Annotated in this window: 17 protein-coding genes; 15 read left to right on the top strand and 2 right to left on the bottom strand. The window is 39.9% G+C overall.

What is annotated here, in order from left to right:
- Nucleotides 1-206: 206 nt before the first annotated feature.
- Together GD597_RS07440 and GD597_RS07435 are read right to left on the bottom strand one after the other, a co-directional pair.
- Nucleotides 207-1592 (bottom strand): endonuclease, encoded by a 1386-nt coding sequence (locus GD597_RS07440; RefSeq protein WP_171607206.1) that lies wholly within the window; start codon nt 1590-1592, stop codon nt 207-209.
- A gap of 64 nt (nt 1593-1656) precedes the next feature.
- Nucleotides 1657-2802 (bottom strand): aspartyl protease family protein, encoded by a 1146-nt coding sequence (locus tag GD597_RS07435; protein WP_171607205.1) that lies wholly within the window; start codon nt 2800-2802, stop codon nt 1657-1659.
- Between the two features lie 240 nt (nt 2803-3042).
- Here GD597_RS07435 and mqnC point away from each other — a divergent pair, with 240 nt between their 5' ends.
- From mqnC to GD597_RS07360, 15 genes are all read left to right on the top strand, one after another.
- Complete coding sequence (gene mqnC, locus GD597_RS07430) at nt 3043-4167, top strand: cyclic dehypoxanthinyl futalosine synthase (protein WP_171607204.1); 1125 nt, start codon at nt 3043-3045, stop codon at nt 4165-4167.
- A gap of 222 nt (nt 4168-4389) precedes the next feature.
- Nucleotides 4390-5145: a 3-oxoacyl-[acyl-carrier-protein] reductase gene (gene fabG, locus GD597_RS07425; protein ID WP_171607203.1), complete on the top strand. Its 756-nt coding sequence runs from the start codon at nt 4390-4392 to the stop codon at nt 5143-5145.
- 627 nt (nt 5146-5772) lie between these two features.
- Nucleotides 5773-7329 (top strand): SulP family inorganic anion transporter, encoded by a 1557-nt coding sequence (locus tag GD597_RS07420; protein ID WP_171607202.1) that lies wholly within the window; start codon nt 5773-5775, stop codon nt 7327-7329.
- 50 nt (nt 7330-7379) lie between these two features.
- Nucleotides 7380-8012: a carbonic anhydrase gene (locus GD597_RS07415; protein WP_171607201.1), complete on the top strand. Its 633-nt coding sequence runs from the start codon at nt 7380-7382 to the stop codon at nt 8010-8012.
- A gap of 150 nt (nt 8013-8162) precedes the next feature.
- Complete coding sequence (locus GD597_RS07410; RefSeq protein WP_171607200.1) at nt 8163-9872, top strand: peptidase domain-containing ABC transporter; 1710 nt, start codon at nt 8163-8165, stop codon at nt 9870-9872.
- A complete protein-coding gene (locus tag GD597_RS07405; protein ID WP_171607199.1) occupies nt 9872-11224 on the top strand; it encodes an HlyD family secretion protein in 1353 nt (450 codons plus the stop codon). Before GD597_RS07410 ends, GD597_RS07405 begins: the two co-directional genes overlap by 1 nt.
- Nucleotides 11225-11424: 200 nt before the next feature.
- The gene (locus GD597_RS07400; RefSeq protein WP_171607198.1) at nt 11425-12822 is read left to right on the top strand and encodes a TolC family protein; all 1398 of its coding nucleotides are present in this window, start codon (nt 11425-11427) and stop codon (nt 12820-12822) included.
- Nucleotides 12823-12884: 62 nt separating this feature from the next.
- Nucleotides 12885-15380: a mechanosensitive ion channel family protein gene (locus GD597_RS07395; protein WP_171607197.1), complete on the top strand. Its 2496-nt coding sequence runs from the start codon at nt 12885-12887 to the stop codon at nt 15378-15380.
- Between the two features lie 391 nt (nt 15381-15771).
- Nucleotides 15772-16467, top strand: a complete 696-nt coding sequence (locus GD597_RS07390) for a GNAT family N-acetyltransferase (RefSeq protein ID WP_171607196.1) — start codon at nt 15772-15774, stop codon at nt 16465-16467.
- Between the two features lie 251 nt (nt 16468-16718).
- Nucleotides 16719-17921, top strand: coding sequence for an argininosuccinate synthase (locus GD597_RS07385; protein ID WP_171607195.1), 1203 nt, complete (start codon nt 16719-16721; stop codon nt 17919-17921).
- On the top strand, nt 17908-18888 hold the full coding sequence (argC, locus tag GD597_RS07380) for an N-acetyl-gamma-glutamyl-phosphate reductase (RefSeq protein WP_171607194.1): 981 nt from the start codon (nt 17908-17910) through the stop codon (nt 18886-18888). Before GD597_RS07385 ends, argC begins: the two co-directional genes overlap by 14 nt.
- 74 nt (nt 18889-18962) lie before the next feature.
- A complete protein-coding gene (locus GD597_RS07375; protein WP_171607193.1) occupies nt 18963-20105 on the top strand; it encodes an aspartate aminotransferase family protein in 1143 nt (380 codons plus the stop codon).
- A gap of 224 nt (nt 20106-20329) precedes the next feature.
- The gene (locus tag GD597_RS07370) at nt 20330-21301 is read left to right on the top strand and encodes an N-acetylornithine carbamoyltransferase (RefSeq protein WP_171607192.1); all 972 of its coding nucleotides are present in this window, start codon (nt 20330-20332) and stop codon (nt 21299-21301) included.
- Nucleotides 21302-21304: 3 nt separating this feature from the next.
- Nucleotides 21305-22090, top strand: a complete 786-nt coding sequence (gene argB, locus GD597_RS07365; protein ID WP_171607191.1) for an acetylglutamate kinase — start codon at nt 21305-21307, stop codon at nt 22088-22090.
- Nucleotides 22083-23153, top strand: a complete 1071-nt coding sequence (locus GD597_RS07360) for a M20 family metallo-hydrolase (protein WP_171607190.1) — start codon at nt 22083-22085, stop codon at nt 23151-23153. The genes argB and GD597_RS07360 overlap by 8 nt, the downstream gene beginning before the upstream one ends.
- Nucleotides 23154-23167: the final 14 nt, after the last annotated feature.

Here is a 23167-nt window from a genome sequence, read left to right as displayed (position 1 = left end):
CTGCAATTTACATAATCAAAAGTGTACGCAAATACAAAACAATACTTGCTGCATATTGCGATGCCGTACAAGAGTGCGACGCAACGGCTGCTGATGGCTTTACTACTGCCGGGTACAAAATGCTTTTTTGCCAGACTAATAGCTACAATGATGCTTTACTTGCGTCGCACTCTTGTGCTACCGTAATACTGCGCAGCAAACAGCCTCTACCTGCTGATAATTAATTTTTGAACCTGCTGCATACTGTTGGCCGTTTGCAGTTTTACAAAATAACTTCCGGCGGGCAACTGAGCTACGGACAATGTAAGTGTATAATTGCCTGTATTGCAAGGATAATTGGCTACCAGCTTGCCCTGTACATTGTAAATTGCTATTGTTGCAGGTGTTACGGTTGGTAAATTAATACTAACCGTAATTACATTATTTGCCGGGTTGGGCGCTACTGTAAAGGTTTGGTTCAGCGGAATATGGATGCTAAAAATTTCACTATAGGTAAAACTGTCATCCTTATCTTTCTTCTTAAGACGATAGTAAATTCTGCGGCCTGTTTCTTTGGCTATATTATCGGTATAATTGTAATTGCCCGAATTATTTGCATTTACAAATGCGGTTGTAAAAAATGTAGTACCGTTATAACTTTTTTCAACGTCGAAACCCGCAAGGTTAACGGCATTGGCGGTTTTCCAATTTAATAGTATTTGATTGCCATTTAGTTTGCCGGTGAAATATATAATATCAACAGGCAGTGTACCCAAACCCGGGCAAGAGCCATTCCAAACCTGGCCAACATATTCAGGATGGTCAATAAATGGGTTGCGGTTATTTTGGTAGGTATATGCTGCATTATTTCTGTCAATTTCCTTTTGGCTTACGGGGTCTTGGGCATTCCATTGCAGCAACATTTTTAAATAGAAGATATTGATGGAGGGGAAAGTATCCTTTGAAAATGCTTTTGAATTATTGCTCCAGCCAATAATATTATCCTGATAACGGGTAACAAAATAAAAAAATGCACGGGCTACATCGCCCTTATAAGTATCAATTGGTTCAAACACATCGCCGGTTATCCCAGCTATGGCCGAACTTCCCATTTTACTTCCGTTTTTACTGGTAAAACTAGCGCTGGCTACCTCGCCAAATTGCAGATTGCCCCGTTTACCATTAACAAACCCATCGGTTGGCATAATATGCAAATAGTCGCTACCTGGTGTAGTTTCACTGTTAAACCAGCTTTGAGGTACGGTATGCTCCCTGTTAAAACAATCACCTTCTTTACTATAATTGCCGCAGCGATCGTTGGTAGGGTCGTAATTATAAGGGTCTTTACCACCGGGCACATCTGAATAAATATCCCAAATTGCGGTTACGGAACCGGCCCCGGTTTCGCGGGGTTTTACATCGCTGATTTTGTATTGATTGTATAATTCATCGTAAGCACGGGCATTATAGCCTGTAGTGATGATTTTCTTCAATGCAGATTTTAAAGCGGCGCAATTTTTATTGGAGGCATTGCTATAATAGCCATCGGGTATTTGGGCAGTAACCTGTAAACAAAAAATGGCAAGAAAGCAAACAAGTAAATATTTTGGCATCCAAAAAAATTGAGTAGCAAAAATACACGAATACCTCTTGTGCGATATTATGATAGCCTTAAACTTAATAGATACTTCGGACCTTGATAGGTACAATTATCAGTTCTCCATTGCGGCTTACCAATACTTTTACCTTTGTTCTGGCATTTTGTAAAAGTGTTTTATAGCTCTGGATATTACCCGAAAGGTCGTTTTCAACACCAATAACCACATCCCCTACCTGAAAGCCTGCTTCTTCAGCTGGCGAGTGAGCCATTATTTCAGTTACTGTTATGGCGCCATTTATCAAATACATCCCCAAACCGGTATACGAGTAATCGAAAGAATCTGTGTAATGCTTGTTTGGTCTAATATAAATCTGCTGCTCAGGATAATTAAGTATTACATTAAAACGGCGAAGTATATCGTTTCCTATCAACCCACCCAACACCGGGTAGGCAGTTACATTAAACTCATCATCAAAAATATATACCGGTACATTTCTAAACTTGTATGGCCCCACCCTAACCTCCTTAATTACCGTTAGGTTCATTGCTTTTTTACCACCCAGGCCTTCTGCCTCGGTAGGGTAAATTTTCTTTTTTGACTTCAATAAACTGCTGTCCTGTACCATTTCAGCATTTAATAGCATGCATAAGCCAGCACCGGTATCAAAATAAAACTTGCCATTTACCAGTGTATTGTCTCTAACAGTAACGGGTTGCATAGGCAATGTAGTAAACTGGGGCCTTAATAAATAGCCACCCCTTGGATATTTAAATGTGCCGGGGGTAAATACTTCCAGTGTCATAATATCGTAGTTTACCATTACAATAAACCTGCGTAAAAAACTATATCCAATAATACCGTCTATGCGTATACCATAGGCACTGGTTAGAATTTCATAATCGTTTATATGAAAATCAAGATTATCAACGGTTAACCCGGTTAAATGAAGGGAATGGTTATAGGTAAACTCCACCTGCTTCATACCGGCAATGCCCCTAACGGTTTTGTCGCTTAATTTTTTGGGTAGTGCCAGATAATCGCATGTTGCAGAATCAAGCGATATGCCGCCACTGCCGGTATCGAGTACAAAATTGAGTGAATCTTTAAAATTATCTAAGGTGGCGTGTAAAATAATGATACCACCGGTAAGCATGGTAAACGAAATAGAAGTTATATGAGTGGCCGGTGGTGGCACAAATTCTTCCTGTGCCTTTGTTGGCATAGCAAAAAACAGCAGGCATGTAAAAGCAAAAATTTTGCTTCCGGGCAAATAATTAAAAAATGGTCGCATGTAATAAGCAGTAGTATGGCAAACGGATAAAAAGGGAAACCACATTGAAGTTAAACCGTTCTGCAATAAAACCCAAACCTATAATAGGGGTATTTTACAGTGCATATTTAACTTAACTGTCAATTTGCAACTACCATGCCTTAATTTTGTTATTGAAAACAAATTATACACATGAACCTTTCAGCTTTATACCAGCGGGCATTGAATTTTGAATTTTTAAGTGTAGAAGAAGGTGTTTACCTGTTTCATAATGCCCCCTTAACCGAATTAATGTTTGTGGCCGATGAACTGCGCAAAAAGCAGGTACCCCATGGTAAAGTAAGCTGGCAAATAGATAGAAATGTTAATACCACCAATGTATGTATAGCCAATTGCAAATTTTGTAATTTCTACCGCATACCGGGCCATGCAGATGCCTATATTACCGATATGCCTACCTATCGCCGTAAAATTGAAGAAACCTTTAAGTATGGCGGCGATCAATTATTATTGCAGGGAGGGCATCACCCCGAGCTGGGACTTGATTTTTATGCCAATACCTTCCGACAGATTAAACAGGAATACCCCACTTTAAAACTGCATGCACTGGGGCCGCCAGAAATTGCCCATATCAGTAAAATCTCTAAAAAAAGCCATGTTGAAGTACTAACCACTTTAAAAGAGGCAGGTTTGGATTCTTTACCTGGTGCCGGTGCCGAGATTTTAATCGACAGGGTGCGCCGTCTCATCAGCAAAGGCAAATGCGGTGCAGATGAATGGCTGGATATTATGCACGAAGCACATAAACTGCATATTACCACCAGCGCCACCATGATGTTTGGCCATGTAGAAACCATTGAAGAACGGTTTATACATTTGGCCCGCATACGCGAAGTGCAGGCCAAAAAACCAGCAGAAGCAAAAGGGTTTTTAGCATTTATTCCATGGACTTTTCAGGATGTGGATACCTTATTGGCGCGTATACGCGGTGTACAAAACCTAAGCACACCCGAAGAATATATTAGAATGATAGCACTTAGCCGCATCATGCTACCCAATATAAAAAATATACAAGCCAGCTGGTTAACCGTAGGCAAACAAACTGCCCAAACCTGTTTACATAGCGGCGCCAACGATTTTGGAAGTATTATGATTGAAGAAAATGTGGTAAGTGCCGCCGGTGCGCCACACAGGTTTACTTATAAAACTATACAACAGGCCATAAAAGAAGCTGGTTTTGAACCACAATTACGTACACAGCAATATACCTGGAGAGATATTCCTGCAGCCATTGAAGAGCAGGTGGTAAACTATTAAGCCGCAATACATTAGCTGCATTAAAAGCCATTGGTACCTGTTGCTGATGGCTTTTTTTGGCCCGGCAAAAACCTGCAAATGGGGCTTTACTTGCGTCGCACACTTGTACGGCTGGTAATACTATGCAGCAGAATATTATGGCAGGCCAACAAACCAAATGCCCTTAAGGGAAAGCTTTTTACAAAGAATTATTACATTTGCCCACACGCAAAACAACAAAACATGAAACTACTAGAAGGAAAAGTGGCCATCGTTACAGGTGCTGCACGTGGCATTGGTGCTGCAATAGCTATCAAATTTGCTGAGCAGGGAGCCGATGTGGCTTTTACATATGTAAGTGATAGCAGTGCCGAAAAAGCAGCTGCACTTGAAGCACAATTGGTAGCATTGGGTGTTAAAGCAAAAGCCTATAAAAGCAATGCCGGTGATTATGCAGCCTGCGAAACTTTTGTAAACGACGTGTTGAAAGAGTTTGGTAAAATTGATATTTGTGTTAATAATGCAGGCATTAGTAAAGATAATTTATTGCTGCGCATTACACCCGAACAATGGGATGATGTAATGGATATAAACCTGAAAAGCGTTTTTAACATGACCAAATTGGTAATGCGCCCTATGATGAAAGCAAAATCGGGCAGCATTGTTAATATGAGCTCTATGATTGGTATGCGTGGCAATGCAGGTCAAAGTAGTTACGCAGCCAGTAAAGCAGGTATAATTGGCTTTACCAAATCGGTAGCGCATGAACTGGGCAGCAGAAATATTCGTTGCAATGCCATTGCCCCTGGGTTTGTAGAAACCGATATGACAAGTTACCTAACAGAAGGCGAAGCAGGCGACAGCTATTTAAAGCGTATACCTTTAGGGCGTTTTGGCGCATCTGAAGAGGTAGCCAATGCTACATTGTTCCTGGCCAGTGAAATGAGTTCTTATGTAACCGGGCAGGTATTAAGTGTTTGTGGCGGATTAAATGTATAATACTAAAAACTAATATAAATAAGTGCAGCTATATCTGGCTGCGCTTTTTTTATGCCTGTAAACCAAGGACGTATGAAGCCTTTTGCTACCTGTAATTTGCTGCCATACAACCGGAACCCCGAACTGAGCGTAGCAAGCGGCGCTGCCATGAAACAGTTAGCTGGTAACATAATGGTTGTTTTAAACTGCGCCCATGAAAAAATCTTTCTGTTAAACTTTTTGAAAAGCTTTGTGTTATAAGGCTTACACATTTTCTTTGCAACGATGTTATTGAGAAAAATTATAACCTGCATTCTACTGCTTACATTATGCATACAGATTTTACCTGTACGGCAAATGGGTGCATTGTTATTCAGTAACCAGATAAATGAAGAATTATCGCATGACCTTATTTCGCTTAAAGAGGTTAAATTAAAATGTACCGATAGCGAGTTTATGCTTACTTTTTGTGCTCCGGCAATCAATGCAAATTGTCAAAATGCAAGTGCATATCTGCACTATGCTGCTGTTATCCCCAATAATCATACAGCCGAGATTCATACACCCCCTCCAAATGCAATTGCCTAAAGCAATTGTTGAGCCCTTTTTTGGATCTGGTTTTTTGTGTATTCGTGTTAAAACAATCAAATGAAAAATATATTTAAGTACGCAGGTGCTGATTTATCAGCATCGGTAGTGGTTTTTTTAGTGGCTTTGCCGCTTTGTTTGGGTATAGCTTTGGGTGTAGGAGCTCCTTTGTTTTCAGGTATTATTGCAGGCATAGCCGGTGGTATTGTGGTAGGTGCGTTTAGTGGTTCGCAGCTAAGTGTAAGTGGGCCGGCGGCAGGTTTAACAGCCATTGTAGCTACTGCCATTGCTAAAGTGCCCAGTTACGAAGCTTTTTTATTATCTGTTGTGGTAGCTGGTATAATACAGGTTATTTTAGGCTTTATTAAAGCCGGGGTATTGGGCGATTATGTACCCACAAGCGCTATTAAAGGTATGCTTACTGCCATTGGCATTATTCTTATTTTAAAACAAATACCACATTTGGCCGGCTATGATGCTGATTATGAAGGTGATTATGAATTTTTTCAAACAGATGATAAAAATACTTTTAGCGAAATATTTTACACATTCAACAAAATAACCACTCTTGCTTTAGGTATCGGGTTGGTATCAATAGCTATTCAGGTTTTGTGGGATAAGGTACTGGTGCATAAAGGTAAAATATTTCAGTTGGTACCGGCACCATTGGTAGTAGTGTTGGCGGGTATTGGCATCAATCAGCTGTTTGCTGGGTCATCTTATTCATTACAACACGATCAGATGGTTAACCTGCCGGTAGCCGGTAGCATGCAGGAATTTTTCACGTTTTTTACCATGCCAGACTGGAGTTTTATCAGTGCCTCTGAAACATGGGTGGCAGCCATTACCCTTGCCATAGTAGCCAGTTTAGAAACCTTATTGAATATTGAAGCTGCCGATAACCTGGATCCATATAAACGAGTAACACCCACCAACAGGGAATTAAAAGCCCAGGGTATGGGTAATATTGTTTCTGGTTTATTGGGCGGTTTACCTGTTACTTCGGTTGTAGTAAGAACATCGGCCAATATTCAGTCGGGCGCTAAAACAAAGCTTTCGGCAATAAGCCATGGTATATTGTTATTGTTATCTGTGGCTTTTATACCATCTTTATTACACCTAATACCACTTTCTGCACTGGCTGGTATATTAATTTATACTGGTTATAAATTGGCAAAGCCATCTATCTTTAAGGAGTTTTATAAAAAAGGGCTCGATCAGTTTATACCCTTTATCGTAACCGTTATAGCTATCATTTTCACAGATTTGCTTATTGGTATTATTATAGGAATTGTGGTTGCCTTATACTTCGTTTTACGGAGTAACTTTAAAACAGCATTACTAGTAGTGCACGATGAGAATAAATATTTATTCAGGCTTAGAAAAGATGTATCTTTTTTAAACAAGCCTATACTAAAAGCAAAACTGGAAAAAGTACCTGCTAATGCGTATGTGCTGATTGATATTTCACGTTCAGATTTTATTGATAAGGATGTAATTGAGGTTATTAATGAGTTTCAAAAACATGCCTCGCTTAAAAATATTGTGGTAGAAATAAAGAAAAGCGCTATAAAAAAAGACCATCAGCTGGTAAATATGCCTGTAACTGGCATATAAGTAAATGTAGAAAAAGGGTATTCAACACATAACCATTTAAATTATTTAGTATGACCTCGTACGAAAAATTACTATTGGAAAATAAAGGCTGGGCTAAAGAAATGGTAGAAGATGATCCCGATTATTTTAACCGTTTGGCGCACCTGCAAACACCTGAATTTTTATGGATAGGATGCAGCGATAGCCGCGTGCCTGCGAATGAAATTACCGGTACACAGCCAGGTGAAATTTTTGTACACCGCAATATTGCCAATATGGTTGTACATACAGATTTAAATATGTTAAGTGTACTGGAATATGCAGTAGTGCATTTAAAAGTAAAGCATGTAATTGTATGCGGCCATTATGGTTGTGGGGGTATAAAAGCATCTATGACAAAACATAATTTTGGCATCATCAATAAATGGCTACGCAATATAAAAGATGTATATCGTTTTCATAGAGACGAAATAGATAGCATAGGAGATGAAGAACAGCGTACAGATCGCCTGGTAGAATTAAATGTAAGGGAACAGGTAATGAACCTTGCCAAAACTTCTATCATTCAAAAAAGCTGGATACAAAACAATGCACCTCATTTACATGGCTGGGTATATGGTTTAAAAGATGGACTTATAAAACCCGTTTTTGAAATGGACCCAGCCACACATATTGATGATTTATACGAATTTGATGACCTTTAAATTCATGTAATCAACTATTGCTTTTTTGTTACAGACTTATGTACAGTAATTACACATCGTTGTGTCACTCACTTGTACAGTTGTAATCCTATGCAGCAATATAAAAGCAGTAAAAAAAATTACTCAATAAAAATCTTATAAAATACAATTATGGCAACTGTGTCTGGCAAACAGTCTTTAGTCGCTGCACTGTCAAAATTATACAGGTTACTGGTGCTCGACAGAAAGGATATTTACGCAATTTATGCATTTGCAATATTTAGTGGCTTAGTACAACTTTCTGTACCATTGGGTATACAAACCATTATAGGTTTTGTATTGGCTGGTTCGGTTTCTACCTCAATCATCATACTCATATCACTGGTAGTGGCAGGTGTTTTTTTTAGTGGCTTTTTGCAAATAAAACAAATGCAGCTTACAGAGAAGGTAGAACAGAAAATATTTGTGCGGTATTCATTTGAAATAACAGATCGCCTGCCGAAAATGAATATTCAAAAACTGGATAACTACTACCTGCCCGAACTTATCAATCGGTTTTTTGATACCATGTCTCTGCAAAAAGGCATCTCAAAATTATTAATTGATATTCCGGCAGCAACCATACAACTGATATTCGGGCTAATATTATTGTCCTTCTATCATCCGGTATTTATTGTTTTTGGTTTGGTTTTGTTTCTGGTGCTGCTGCTTATTTTACGGTTCACCTCTATCAAGGGTATGGAAACTAATCTTAAAGCCAGCGATTATAAATATAAGGTAGCGGCCTGGTTGGAAGAAATTGCCCGTACCATAAAAACTTTTAAATATTCAAAAGGTACCTCGCTGCATTTAAAAGAAACCGATAAACTAACCATGGGCTACCTCCATGCACATACAGCCCATTTTAAGGTTTTGCTTAAACAATACTGGAGCCTGATTGCATTTAAAGTAATCATCACCGCAGCAATGCTTATAGTAGGTGCTGTTTTATTGGTAGATCAGCAATTAAATATTGGCCAGTTTGTAGCGGCGGAAATTGTAATTCTAAGCATAATAGCAGCTGTAGAAAAATTTATCGTAAGTCTTGATAAGGTATACGATGTACTTACTGCCTTAGAGAAACTGGGCAAAATAACCGAAAGCGAAACCGAAACAGAAGGTAGTTTATCATTGCCTCTTAAAACTCAGGGAGTAGCAATCAATTTTAATAATGTTCATTTTCAATATCCGGATGGTAATAGTGTACTAAATAACCTTTCTATTGATATAAAGCCGGGGCAACATATTGCCATAATGGGCAAATCAGGTGCAGGAAAATCTACTGTATTACGCCTGCTTACAGGTGCTTTTAAAGAATTTACCGGTAATGTTTTAATTGATGAGGTGCCTGTAGGAAATTATAACCTTCACTCACTTCGTTCACAAACGGGTATCTTATTAAATGCACAGGATATTTTTAAAGCCAGCCTGTTAGATAACCTAACCATGGGAAATACAAACATCAGCCTGGAAGAAGTAGCCGCTTTATCAGCCATCACAGGGTTATCGCAGTTTGTTCAACATCAACATGATGGGTATGATACGATTCTCGATCCAACAGGTAAGCGTTTGCCCAAAAAAGTAATACAAACCATTTTACTGATGCGTGCATTATTGGGGCGGCACCGTTTGCTGTTACTGGAAGAACCTATCCACGATATTGATGCAACCTATGCAAAACAAATACTTGACTTTATAAAGAACGATATTGATGCCACGATTATCATTGCCACTTCAAATCCTGTTATTGCCGGTGCCTGCGATAATGTGTACTGGTTACAGGATGGCACTGTAACAGCATCTGGTAACTGGCAAGACATTCAAACACAAAAAATTGACTGATGAATACTTTTTTGCACAACGAAATAGCTGGTAAAGAGGAGCATTCACTATACCAGTCCTTCAATAACATCTATGCCATCCATAAAAAAACAACCGTAAAAAAATGGATGTTTGGCATATTGCTTATCATACTGATCATCTTGTTTTTACCCTGGACACAAAATATCCGTGCTAAGGGTACTGTAACTACTTTAAGACCCGAACAAAGGCCTCAGGAAGTAAATAATATTATTGCCGGTAAAGTGTTGAACTGGTATGTTAAGGAAGGCGATTATGTAAAAGCCGGCGATACCATTCTGCAATTGGGCGAGGTAAAAGTAGATTATATGGACCCCGAATTGCTAAACAGAACCAAACAGCAAATAGATGCTAAAACAGCATCAGCAGATGGGTATAATAATAAGGCCGCTACTGCAGAAGTGCAGGTGCAGGCATTAACACAGGGCCTGCAATTGAAGCTAAACCAATTGGATATTAAATTAAAGCAACAGGCATTAAAAGTGCAAACCGATAGTATGGATTTGGGTGCAGTATTAAACGAACTTTCCGTTACCCAACGCCAGATAGATGCGGCAAAGCAAATGCTGGATAGTGGTGTAATTTCATTGGTAGATTTTGAAAGAAGAAAAGTAACTTATCAAAATACACTGGCTAAAAAGTTAGGTACCGAAAATAAATTATTGCAATCAAAGCAGGAGCTTATCAACCTGCGTATAGAAAAAAACAGTGCAGAACAAGAGTATACCGATAAAATATCCAAAGCCGAAGGTGATAGGTTTAGTTCTATTTCCAATGCCGCATCTACAGCAGCCGATATTTCTAAACTGCAAAATATATATGCCAATTACGATATACGCAATAAGCAATATTATGTGCTTGCCCCACAAAGCGGGCAAATTGTAGCCGCCAAAAAAGCAGGTATTGGCGAAGTGTTGAAAGAAGGTGATATGATTGTAGAAATTGTTCCCGATCATTTTGAATATGCGGTGGAATTGTTTATATCACCAATGGATCAGCCTTTAATTACACCGGGGCAAAAAGTGCGCTTTGTATTCGATGGTTTCCCGGCAATTGTGTTCTCAGGATGGCCTGCTGCTTCTTATGGTTCCTTTGCAGGTGTGGTAGTGGCGTCAGAAAATAATACCAACAAGGATGGTAAATTTAGGGTTTTGGTAAAAGAAGATCCTGATGCAAAACCCTGGCCCAAACAATTACGGATGGGTGGAGGCGCAAATGGTATAGCGTTGTTAAAAGATGTTCCAATTGGATACGAACTATGGCGTAACATTAATGGCTTCCCGCCGGATTATTATAAGCCGGCAACAGATACTAAAACGGATAAAGCAAAATAATACAACATTTAAATACAGGGTGATTGGCCGGTCTGTAGTATCCTAAAGCAGCATCCTTGTGTCGCACACTTGTACGTTTATAACTTAGCCCGGCTGTTGGCTGTTGTTTTGTAAGCTGCCTGTTGGTTTGCAGCACAAGAGTGCGACGCAACAATGTTTTTAATTACAACCAAAGCCAGGCTCATAAAATAATTTAAACAATGAAAATAAATGCAGTTGTAATAATTTTTCTTCTGCTGGCTGTTACAGCTACTGCGCAACAAAACAATGCCACATTGTTTTCAGTTGATGCATTTATACAACAGGTAAAATCATATCACCCGGTGGCAAAGCAGGCCAATATATTGGTAGATAAAGCAGATGCGCAACTGATGGCATCACGAGGTAATTTCGACCCCACATTTGCCATGGATGCCACCCGGAAAACATTTGACGGGAAGAACTATTATTATCATACAAATCCCGAACTTAAAATACCTACCCGTATTGGCGCCGATATAAAAGCCGGCCTTGAAAATAATGGGGGCGCTTACATGAATCCGGAATTAAGTACCGGTAAAACCAGTTATCTGGGGATTGAAATGCCCCTGCTAAAAGGTTTGGTAATGGATAAGCGGCGTGCCGCACTACAACAGGCCAAAATATTTCAAAGTCAAAGCAATCAGGAAAAAATACAGGTAATTAATAATTTGTTATTTGATGCCTATACGGCATACTGGCAATGGGCGGGTAATTATCAGTTGTATATGTTGTATACCCAGTACCAGCAAGTAGCAACAGCACGTTTCAGATTGGTACAAATAGCCTATGCCAATGGCGACAGGGCTGCAATGGATACCCTGGAAGCTTATACACAGGTACTTAATTTTCAAATGCTGCAGGCCGATGCCATGCAAAAAATAAATGATGCCGGCATAGAATTATCTAATTATTTGTGGCAGGAGAATGATGTGCCTTATCAGGTACCGCAGGAATATAAACCTGATACCCTTCAATTTACTATGGCTGTTATGCCCCAACCTATTGATGAACTGGTTACCAAAGCAGCTATTGAAAACCCTGCATTAAGAAGTTATACCTTAAAGTTAGATGCGCTGGAAGTAGAGCGTAAATTAAAACTGCAAAGCCTGCTACCTGTTTTAAATGCTAAAGCAAATCTGCTGAATAAGGATTACTATGTTTTGAAAGGGGTGAATGCCGCATTTGTAGAAAATAATTATAAATGGGGTATTGATTTTAAACTTCCGTTGTTTTTGCGTGAAGGCCGCGGAGATTATAAAACGGCAAAGCTAAAAATTCAGGAAACTAATTATGCATTTGCTGCCAAGCGATGGGAAGTGGAAAATAAAATTAGAAGTTACTATAACCAGTTTATTCAAGTGAATGCTCAAATTGAAATCACAAAAAATGCGTATACGGGTTTGAAAGGATTATTAAGGCAGGAAGAACTTAAACTAAGCAATGGAGAGAGTAGTTTGTTTATGGTAAACTCCCGGGAAAACAAACTGATTGAAACTGCTCAAAAGCTGATAGAATTGAGGATTAAATACCAAAAATCCTATTATGCCATATTGTGGTCGGCGGGTTTATTACGATAGTTAATGGCAATTTTTCTATGCCATAGTAAAATGTGTTAATTTTCCGATATCAACTTTTGTATATGGGCAGAGTTAAACGCATTTTTTTGTTAACCTTTTTTGCTGTTGTTGCCTGTGGACTTAATGCTTTTGCCCAACAACAGGAAATTACAGACACTTCTAAACCAATAGTTGATACGCCAAAAGCAGTTAAGAAAGCAACGCATGCCAATAAAAGAAGTGATACGGCTGTTTCAGGGCTGTTACAAAAAATAGAAATTGTAACTGCAGTTATTAATGACGCCAATAATTTGCTGGAACGAGGTTTTGATACCCTGGATATAAGTGACGGATTACCTGATGTGGAAGCCATTATAAGTACCTATAGCCAGTCCGGTAACGAAAAACTGGAAAGTTTTAGAAGTTTAAAAGCCAGTAAAAGCATTTTGCTGGAAACTACTTATAAGCTTAAAAAATGGCAAGCCAGTTTAGCCGAAATGAGCCATAATTTGGCTGAAATACACGACCGTCTGCATGTTTTAAGCAGGGATAGCAGTTGGCTGGTAATGCCCGAAGATTCAGTTTTAAGAGAATTGTATATATACCAGCTGGGTAGTATTGTGCAAAAATGGAAATCCTGCGATTCGGCAAATAAGCAGTGTGTTTTGCGTATTGGCATTTTACAAAACCGGGTTTCCTCCACATATTTAAATACCGATGCAGCACTTACAAAAGTAAATTATCAGATAGAGCATTTTCAAAAGCGCTTATGGCGCCCGGAAGAGCCATCCATTTGGAAAGCCAATGAAATTAATACACCGCGCAGTTTTTTTGAGGTGATAACAATTTCGCTGCAGGGCATGCAAAAGGTTATTGGTGCTTATTTGTCAACAAATAGTTCGCATACCATTGGTGGCTTTGTATGTATCTTATTGCTTTTTGGCTGGTTTGTGTTTAATATGAAGCGTATTCGCAATTACAATGAAAACAGCAAAGCCGTTCTATCCAACCTTGTTATTATTCAATTGAACCCTTTTCTGGCAGCAGCAGTATTTGTAATTACATTTTTACCCTTTACTTACCTGCATCCCCCTCCCTCGTTTATCACCCTGCAATGGTCGTTATTAGCAATTGTATATACGGTACTTATATGGAAAACCTTTTTACATTGGTTTAGAAAATACTGGATCACCTTTGTGTTGTTGTTCTTAAGTGTAAGCTTTATGAACATCATCTATTTTACCACCATTGCAGAACGCTGGCTGCAATTGTTATTAGTTGTGGCAGCCATTATTATGGGTATCATTACGTTTATTAAGCTGGAAAACCCGGGCAGGGAATTACCACGTTACGCCAGACCCGTATTGATATTTTTTATTGCACAAATGAGTTGTGCCCTTGTTGCCAATTTGTTTGGGTGTTATATATTGTCCAAGTTTTTTGCCAGCAGTGCAGTGTATAGCATTTTATCTGCTCAGGCATTGTATGCCTGCGTACAAATAGTTGTAGAAGCCATATACTTACAGTTTGAAGCCTACAACAAGGTTTCTTTTTTTGTTTCCTATTTTAATTTTCATGCCATCAGGCAAAACCTGTTAAAGGGATTAAATACAGTTGCCATTATTGCCTGGTTAATTATACTTTTTAGTAATCTAAACCTGTACGATACCATTGCCGAAACGGTAAAAGATTTTTTAACCGAGGAAAGAACGGTAGGCAATACCACATTCAACTTTCAAAGTATTGTTATATTCTTACTGGTTATATGGGTAGCTTCTTTCCTGAGCAAGCTCATCGTTTTGTTATTCGATCATAATACAGCAGGCGGTAGTATTAAGCGTAATAAATGGGGTAGTGCGCTTTTGTTAATTAGGTTGGGTATTTTTTCGTTGGGAATATTATTTGCCTTTGCTGCATCCGGTATTCCAATGGATAAACTCACCATTATTATAGGTGCCCTGGGTGTAGGTATTGGTTTTGGTTTGCAAAATATTGTAAATAACCTGGTAAGTGGTATTATTATCGCTTTTGAAAAACCTATTCATATTGGCGATAGTATTGAAGTAGGTGGCCGTTATGGCACTATTAAGGAAATTGGTATCCGCTCCAGTAAAATGTCTACCGTAGAAGGCTCAGATGTAATTATCCCCAATGGAGATCTGCTCTCGCAACATATTGTTAACTGGACACTTAGCAGCCAGTTTAGACGGGTAGAAATTTTAGTGGGGGTTTCCTATAGCAGTAACCTGCGGCAGGTTGAAGATATCCTCAAACAAATTGTATTCAATCAGGAAGGCATAGAAAAGAACCCTTCATCGCTTATTCTGGCACACGAATTTGCCGATAGTGCTGTTAATTTCCGGATGCTCTTCTGGTGCGATAACAACAACTTTATTGTAATTAAAAGCCAGGTATTAATACAGGTGCACGAAGCCTTTAAACAGCATAATATCGAAATTCCATTTCCACAAACTGATGTTCATCTACGGTCCGATATACCAGTTTTAGCCCCGGATAAGGATGCAACCGACAATCAAAGCAGCAAGAAAGAAATTTCAACAAAACCAGCGAAAGAATAAATAACCTCCAATAAATAGGGGTTTAAAAACACAAACATTCATTGGTTTTGTAAATTTTACAAAAGCTTTTTAAAAAAAATGTCTCCACATTTTATAAACATCATTATTTTTGCACCGAATTAAAAAATAAGCATCACCATTTTATTCAGAACTGAAGTTGAAAAATAACACAACACATATATACCATTTGGCTTTCCATCCTTTTGCGATGGGTGTTGTTGCTTTGCCTAACCCTTTCTGCCCCCGACCGGTGCGACGACCCAGAATCTGATATTCCACCAGCACACCAGCATTTTAATGCGGAATATCAGCTCTTACACCATTCCCGGCAGCCTAATGCTAGCTGCACAGGCACATAATTTTCAATCATCAGTTTTATCAATTTACAGCAGTGGAACAACATATTATCGTTCGTGTAGCCCATAGTGGCGATATTCATTACGCAGACACGATTACCAACGAAATGGAATCATCGGCCAAAGCCCGTGGTACCGGTATTGCCAAAAGAAGCCCCCAATATATTGCCGATAAAATGAAAGAAGGCAAAGCCGTTATTGCTTATACCGCCGATGCTACATGGGTTGGCTTTTGTTATATAGAAACCTGGAGCCATGGCAGCTATGTTGCCAACAGCGGTTTAATTGTAGCCCCCGAGTTTAGAAAAAGTGGAGTAGCCAAAAATATTAAAAAACGAATTTTTGAACTAAGCCGCGAAAAATACCCCGATTCTAAAATATTCGGACTTACCACCGGATTAGCTGTTATGAAAATAAACAGCGAACTGGGTTACGAGCCCGTAACCTACTCTGAGCTAACACAGGATGAAGCTTTTTGGGCTGGTTGCAAAAGCTGTGTTAACTACGATATTCTAATGGCTAAAGAAAGAAAAAATTGCATGTGTACCGCCATGCTATTCGATCCTGCTGATCATTACGAGCCAACAGAAACCAAAGAGCAGTTTGAAAAAGACAGTAAAGTATACGAGCGCTTACTAAGGCTTAAGCAGCGCATTTTTGGTAAAAAAGAAAAAGAAACCATTGGCGCCTCCAGACCAAAATCGTTAATGCATTATTTCTTTAACTTCTAACAATACAGCCTGTATGGGCCCGTCTTTGGTGGGGTAATACAGCTTTACTTGCGTCGCACTCTTGTACTGCATAGCTTATGGCAGCAGTTAAATGCATTAGAACCAAATTGTATACATGTCTGGCTGCATAATGTACCAGGCGTACAAGTGAGTGACACAACAAAGCCCAATAGCAGCTATTAGCTAAGTACCAAACCCAGGCCCTTTTAACACAATAGTAAAAGCATTCTTTAAAACGTATAATTGTAGCAATGAAAAAAGTAGTACTTGGTTTTTCGGGCGGTTTAGATACCACCTATTGCGTAAAATACCTTAGCGAAGACAAAGGATATGAAGTGCACAGCATAATTGTAAACACAGGTGGTTTTGATGCAGCCGAACTGGCCCGTATAGAAGCACATGCCTATGCACTTGGCGTAAAAACCCATACTACTGTAGATGCCGTAAAAACCTACTACGACCGCATGATTAAATACCTGGTATTTGGTAATGTGCTAAAAAATAATACCTACCCCCTTAGTGTTAGTGCCGAGCGTTTAATGCAGGCACTGCATATTGCCGAACATGTAAAAACGCATCAGGCCAATGCCGTAGCGCATGGTAGTACGGGTGCCGGTAACGATCAGGTAAGGTTTGATATGATTTTTAATATCATGATTCCCGGCGTTGAAATAATAACTCCCATCCGCGATTTAAGGCTTAGCCGCGAAGAAGAAATAACCTACCTGAAAAACAAAAAGGTAGATATGAATTTTGATAAAGCTGCCTACTCCATCAACAAAGGTTTATGGGGTACCAGCGTAGGTGGTAAAGAAACATTGCAATCTAAAGGCATGTTGCCCGAGGAAGCATGGCCTACACAGGTAACAAAAACTACCGGCGAAGAAGTAAGCCTGACCTTCGAAAAAGGTGAATTGATAGCTGTAAATGATGAAACCTTTTCTCACCCGGCTGATGCTATTCAGCACCTGCAATCACTGGCCGGTCCATTTGGTATTGGCAGAGATATACATGTTGGCGATACCATTATAGGCATAAAGGGCCGTGTAGGCTTTGAAGCCGCAGCCCCAATGGTAATTTTAAAAGCACACCATGCACTGGAAAAACATGTGCTTACAAAATGGCAGCTAAGCTGGAAAGATACCATTGCCAATTTTTATGGTAACTGGATGCACGAAGGCCAGATTTTAGACCCCGTAATGAGGGATATTGAAGCCTTTTTGCAAAGCGCCCAGCAAAATGTAAGTGGTAAAGTATTTGTACAACTGATGCCTTATCGTTTTCAGGTAATAGGCATTGAAAGCAAATACGATTTAATGAACAGCAAATTTGGTAAATACGGCGAAATGAATAACGGCTGGACGGGAGATGATGTGCGTGGGTTTAGCAAAATTTTTGGTAATCAAACCGCCATGTTCCATATGGTAAAATCTGATGCGGATGAAAAAGATTAAAGCAGGTATTATTGGTGGGGCCGGTTATACCGGCGGCGAATTATTGCGTTTGCTAATTCACCACCCGCAGGTAGAAATAAATTTTGTACACAGCAATAGCAATGCCGGCAACCCACTGCATAAAGTACACCACGATCTTATTGGCGAAACCGCCATTCATTTCACCAGCGAATTAACAGATGCCATTGATGTACTTTTTTTATGTACCGGCCATGGCGAAGCTAAAAAGTTTTTAGCAGCCAATACCATTGCCCCGCATATTAAAATAATTGATCTTTCCAACGATTTTCGCCTCGCAGCCAATGCGCAATTGGGTACCCGTAATTTTGTTTATGGCCTGCCCGAATTAAACAGGGCAGCAATTACTACGGCTCATAATATTGCCAATCCCGGCTGTTTTGCAACTGCTATTCAGTTGGGTCTGTTGCCATTGGCCAAAGAAGGATGGCTAACTGATGTATATACAACAGGTATCACCGGCTCTACAGGCGCAGGACAAAGCCTGGCAGCTACCTCGCATTTTAGCTGGAGGGCAAATAATATACAGGCATACAAAACACTTACCCACCAACATTTGGGCGAAATTGGTGAATCGCTGGCCCAATTACAATTATCGGGTGCTATTGATATCTCCTTTGTACCATGGCGTGGCGATTTTACCCGCGGTATTTTTGTAAGCTCAACCCTTCACTGCGATGCACCAATAGAATCAATTAAAAACATATACCATCAGTTCTATGAAGGTCATCCGTTTACCATTGTAAGCGATGATGCCATCTTTTTAAAGCAGGTGGTAAATACCAATAAGTGCGTAATTCAATTAGAAAAAATTGGAAATAAGCTGGTAGTACATAGCGCTATTGATAATCTTTTAAAAGGGGCATCAGGGCAAGCCGTACAAAACATGAACCTGCTATTTGGACTGGAAGAAACAGCCGGTTTGCATTTAAAAGCCATCGGGTTTTAAATGCAAATTATGCCCTGGTATATGTTTATATGCCAGCGGCTAACAAATAAAACATAAAAAGTACATCTTACAACATGACATTATTCGACGTTTATCCACTTAACAATATCACCATCCTAAAAGCACAAGGCTCTTATGTTTGGGACGAACATAACACCCAATACCTGGATATGTATGGCGGCCATGCCGTTATAAGCATTGGCCATACCCAGCCACATTGGGTACAGCGCATAGAAGATCAATTGCATAAAATTGCTTTCTATTCTAATTCTATTCAAATTCCCATACAACAGGAACTGGCTACAAAACTGGGTAACGTAAGTGGTAAAACCGATTATCAGTTATTCCTTGTAAACAGTGGTGCCGAGGCAAATGAGAATGCCTTAAAACTGGCTTCATTTTATACCGGCCGCAAAAAAATCATTGCCTTTAGCAAAGGGTTTCATGGCCGAACATCATTGGCAGTTGCGGCAACCGATAATCCCTCCATCATTGCACCGGTTAACGAAACCAGCAATGTAGATTTTCTGCCCTTTAACGATGCAGATGCCCTGCAAGAATATTTTAATCAGCACGGAAATGACGTAGCAGCGGTAATCATCGAAGGTATACAGGGCGTTGGCGGTATTAATGTAGCCCACGATACTTTCCTGCAGCTCATTCGTTCATTATGCAATCAGTATGGAGCAGTGTATATAGCTGATAGCGTACAATGTGGTTATGGCCGCAGTGGTAAATTCTTTGCACACGATTATGCCGGTGTTTCGGCAGATATATATACCATGGCAAAAGGAATGGGCAATGGTTTCCCTATTGGCGGTATCCTCATTGCACCCCATATAAAACCTAAATATGGCATGTTGGGTACTACTTTTGGGGGCAATCATCTGGCATGTGCAGCCGCATTGGCCGTGCTAGAAGTAATTGAACAGGATCAACTGATAGAAGCGGCTTTACAAAACGGCAACTACTTAATCAGCAGGTTGCAGGCAACCACAGGTATTGCCAATGTTCGTGGCCGCGGTTTAATGATAGGCTTTGATGTGCCCGATGATATTAAAGACCTGCGTAAAACACTATTGCAGCAATACCATATTTTTACCGGCGAAGCCAAGCCCAATACCATACGTTTATTGCCATCGCTGGCAGTAAGCAAGGCGCAGATAGATGTTTTTGTTGATACTTTGCAAAAGGCCATAGCGGCTTTAAAATTGTAAGCAGCAATAAAAAATGGCAATCTGTGCCGTCTAAGTATGGACCCGGCATATTGTTTTTCAAATCATCACCGCTTGCGTCGCACTCTTGTACGGCACAATGCATGGCAACAAAAAACAGCATAACTGTAAAAGCAAAACGTTGGGATGGATTTTAAGGGTAATTGGCAACAGGCAAAAATTAAAACAAGCAATACAACCAAGCAATATTTAAAATTTCAGGTAAGGTGAAACAATTTATCTCCGTTAACGATGTAACTGATATCAATGCACTGGTGCAACAGGCATTAGTCTATAAATCAAACCCCCTGGCGGATAGAACCTTGGGTGCAGATAAACGTATTGGCCTGCTGTTTTTAAACCCCAGCTTACGCACCCGTTTAAGCACGCAGGTAGCTGCGGCCAACCTGGGCATGGAAGCCATTGTATTTAATGTAGATAAAGAAGGCTGGGCACTTGAATTTGAAGAAGGTGCCATCATGAGTGGTAATACGGTAGAACATATTAAAGATGCAGCACCTATACTAGGCAGTTATTTTAATATGCTTTGCATAAGAACATTCCCCTCCCTCAAAAACCGCGAAGACGATTATAGTGAATTATATATTTCACAGTTTATAAAATATTGTGGTGTACCGGTAATTAGCCTGGAAAGTGCTACCCTTCACCCACTGCAATCTTTAACCGATATTGTTACCATTCAGGAATGTCTTATGGCAGCACCCTTGCTTACAAAGGCCAAACCTAAAATTGTACTCACCTGGGCACCGCATGTAAAACCATTACCACAATGCGTGGCCAATAGTTTTGCCCAATGGGTAAATGCCTGGGGCGGTGCTGATTTTGTAATAACACATCCGGAAGATTATGAGCTGTCCACGAATTTTACCAATGGCGCAACCATTACTCATAATCAGGATGAAGCTCTGCAAAATGCTGATTTTGTATATGTAAAAAACTGGAGCACCTATACAGATTATGGTAAAATTTACGAAAACGATCCCCGCTGGATGCTAACAGAGCAAAAGATAGGCTTAACCAATAATGCCAAAGTAATGCACTGCCTGCCCGTTAGAAGAAACATAGAGTTAAGTGATGAAGTGCTGGATAGCCCCAACAGTATTGTAACCCAGCAGGCCGCCAACCGGGTATGGGCTGCACAGGCTGTAATAGCAGCTATACTGCGCAACAATAAATAAATCATGGAGCCACTATACGTAATAAAAATAGGCGGTAATATTATCGATGATGAAGCACAACTTTCTTCATTTCTAACTGCATTTGCCGGTATTGAGGGTAAAAAAATACTGGTGCATGGTGGCGGTAAACTGGCCACAAAACTGGCTGCCCAGTTAGGTGTTGAACAGCAAATGATAGAAGGCAGAAGAGTAACCGATGTTGACACCCTGCGTATTGTTACCATGGTATATGCCGGTTATATTAATAAAAATATAGTGGCACATTTACAGGCTAACCAATGCAATGCCATTGGGCTTTGTGGTGCAGATGGTAATATTCTTCAGTCGCATAAAAGACAGCATGCCACCATTGATTATGGTTTTGTTGGTGACGTAGATAAGGTTAATACACCCGTTTTACAAAGCCTGCTGGCACAACAGGTAACAGTGGTAATGGCACCTATAACACATAATATGGAAGGCCAGTTATTAAATACCAACGCCGATACCATAGCACAGGAAATTGCTCAGGCCATGAGTGCTCTTTACCAGGTACATTTAATTTACAGCTTTGAAAAAGCAGGGGTATTACTTAATGCCGATGACGATAGTACCGTAATCCCCGCTATTACACAGGCATCGTATGCGCAGTTAAAACAGCAAAACATCATTTTTGCCGGCATGATACCAAAACTGGACAATGCATTTGCCGCATTAAACCGCGGAGTGCATCGGGTGGTAATTGGTAAAGCAGAACAATTGCAGCAATTAATTCAGCAACAATCAGGTACAAGTATTATACATGAGTAACCAACAATTAGATTCACTGTTTGCAGATGCAGTTGGCCTTTTAAAAAAGCTCATCAGTACTCCTTCATTCAGTAAAGAAGAAGATAATACCGCAGAAATTATTGAACATTTCCTGGAGTCTAAGAATATTATCCCCCATAGCTATCTCAATAATATCTGGGCAAAAAATAAATACTTTGATGAGAGTAAGCCCACCATACTTCTCAACTCACACCACGATACGGTAAAGCCCAATAAAGCATATACACTCGATCCCTTTACACCGGTGGAGAAAGATGGCAAATTGTATGGCCTGGGTAGCAATGATGCAGGTGGTTGCCTGGTATCTTTAATTGCCACATTTATTTATTATTATAACGAGCCTAACCTAAATTATAATCTTGTTATTGCCGCCAGCGCCGAGGAAGAAATTTCGGGTCATAACGGGGTAGAAATTTTATTACCCCGCTTACCTAAAATAGATTTTGGCATAGTTGGCGAACCAACATTGATGAATATGGCCGTTGCTGAAAAAGGCTTGCTGGTACTGGATTGCACCACCCATGGCAAAGCCGGCCACGCTGCCCGTGAAGAAGGCGATAATGCCATTTACAAAGCATTAAAAGATATTGAATGGTTCCGCACCCATACTTACGAAAAGGTATCAGATTTGCTTGGTCCCATGAAAATGAGTGTTACCATTATTAATGCCGGTTCGCAGCATAATGTGGTACCGCATGAGTGTAAATTTACTGTGGATGTTCGGGTAAATGAACTCTACACATTTGAAGAAGTGCTAGGGGTAATTGCCGCCAATACCAGTTGCGATGTACAGCCCCGCAGTTCAAGACTAAGATCTACCGCCATTTCATTAGATCATCCATTAATTAAGGCAGGTGTTGCATTGGGCCGTACCTATTATGGCTCGCCTACTACCAGCGATAAGGCGCTCATGAATTTCTCTACCTTAAAAATGGGCCCCGGCGATAGTGCCCGCAGCCATACCGCAGATGAATTTATTTATATAGAGGAAATACGAAATGGTATTGACCTCTATATTCAGTTATTGGATAAAATTTTATAATCGCTTGCAACAAT

Origin of the sequence: Limnovirga soli, from assembly GCF_013106755.1 — a bacterium.
GTDB lineage: Bacteria > Bacteroidota > Bacteroidia > Chitinophagales > Chitinophagaceae > Limnovirga > Limnovirga soli.
Note: the sequence above shows the minus strand (reverse complement) of the source record. Positions and strands in the feature narration are given on the sequence as shown.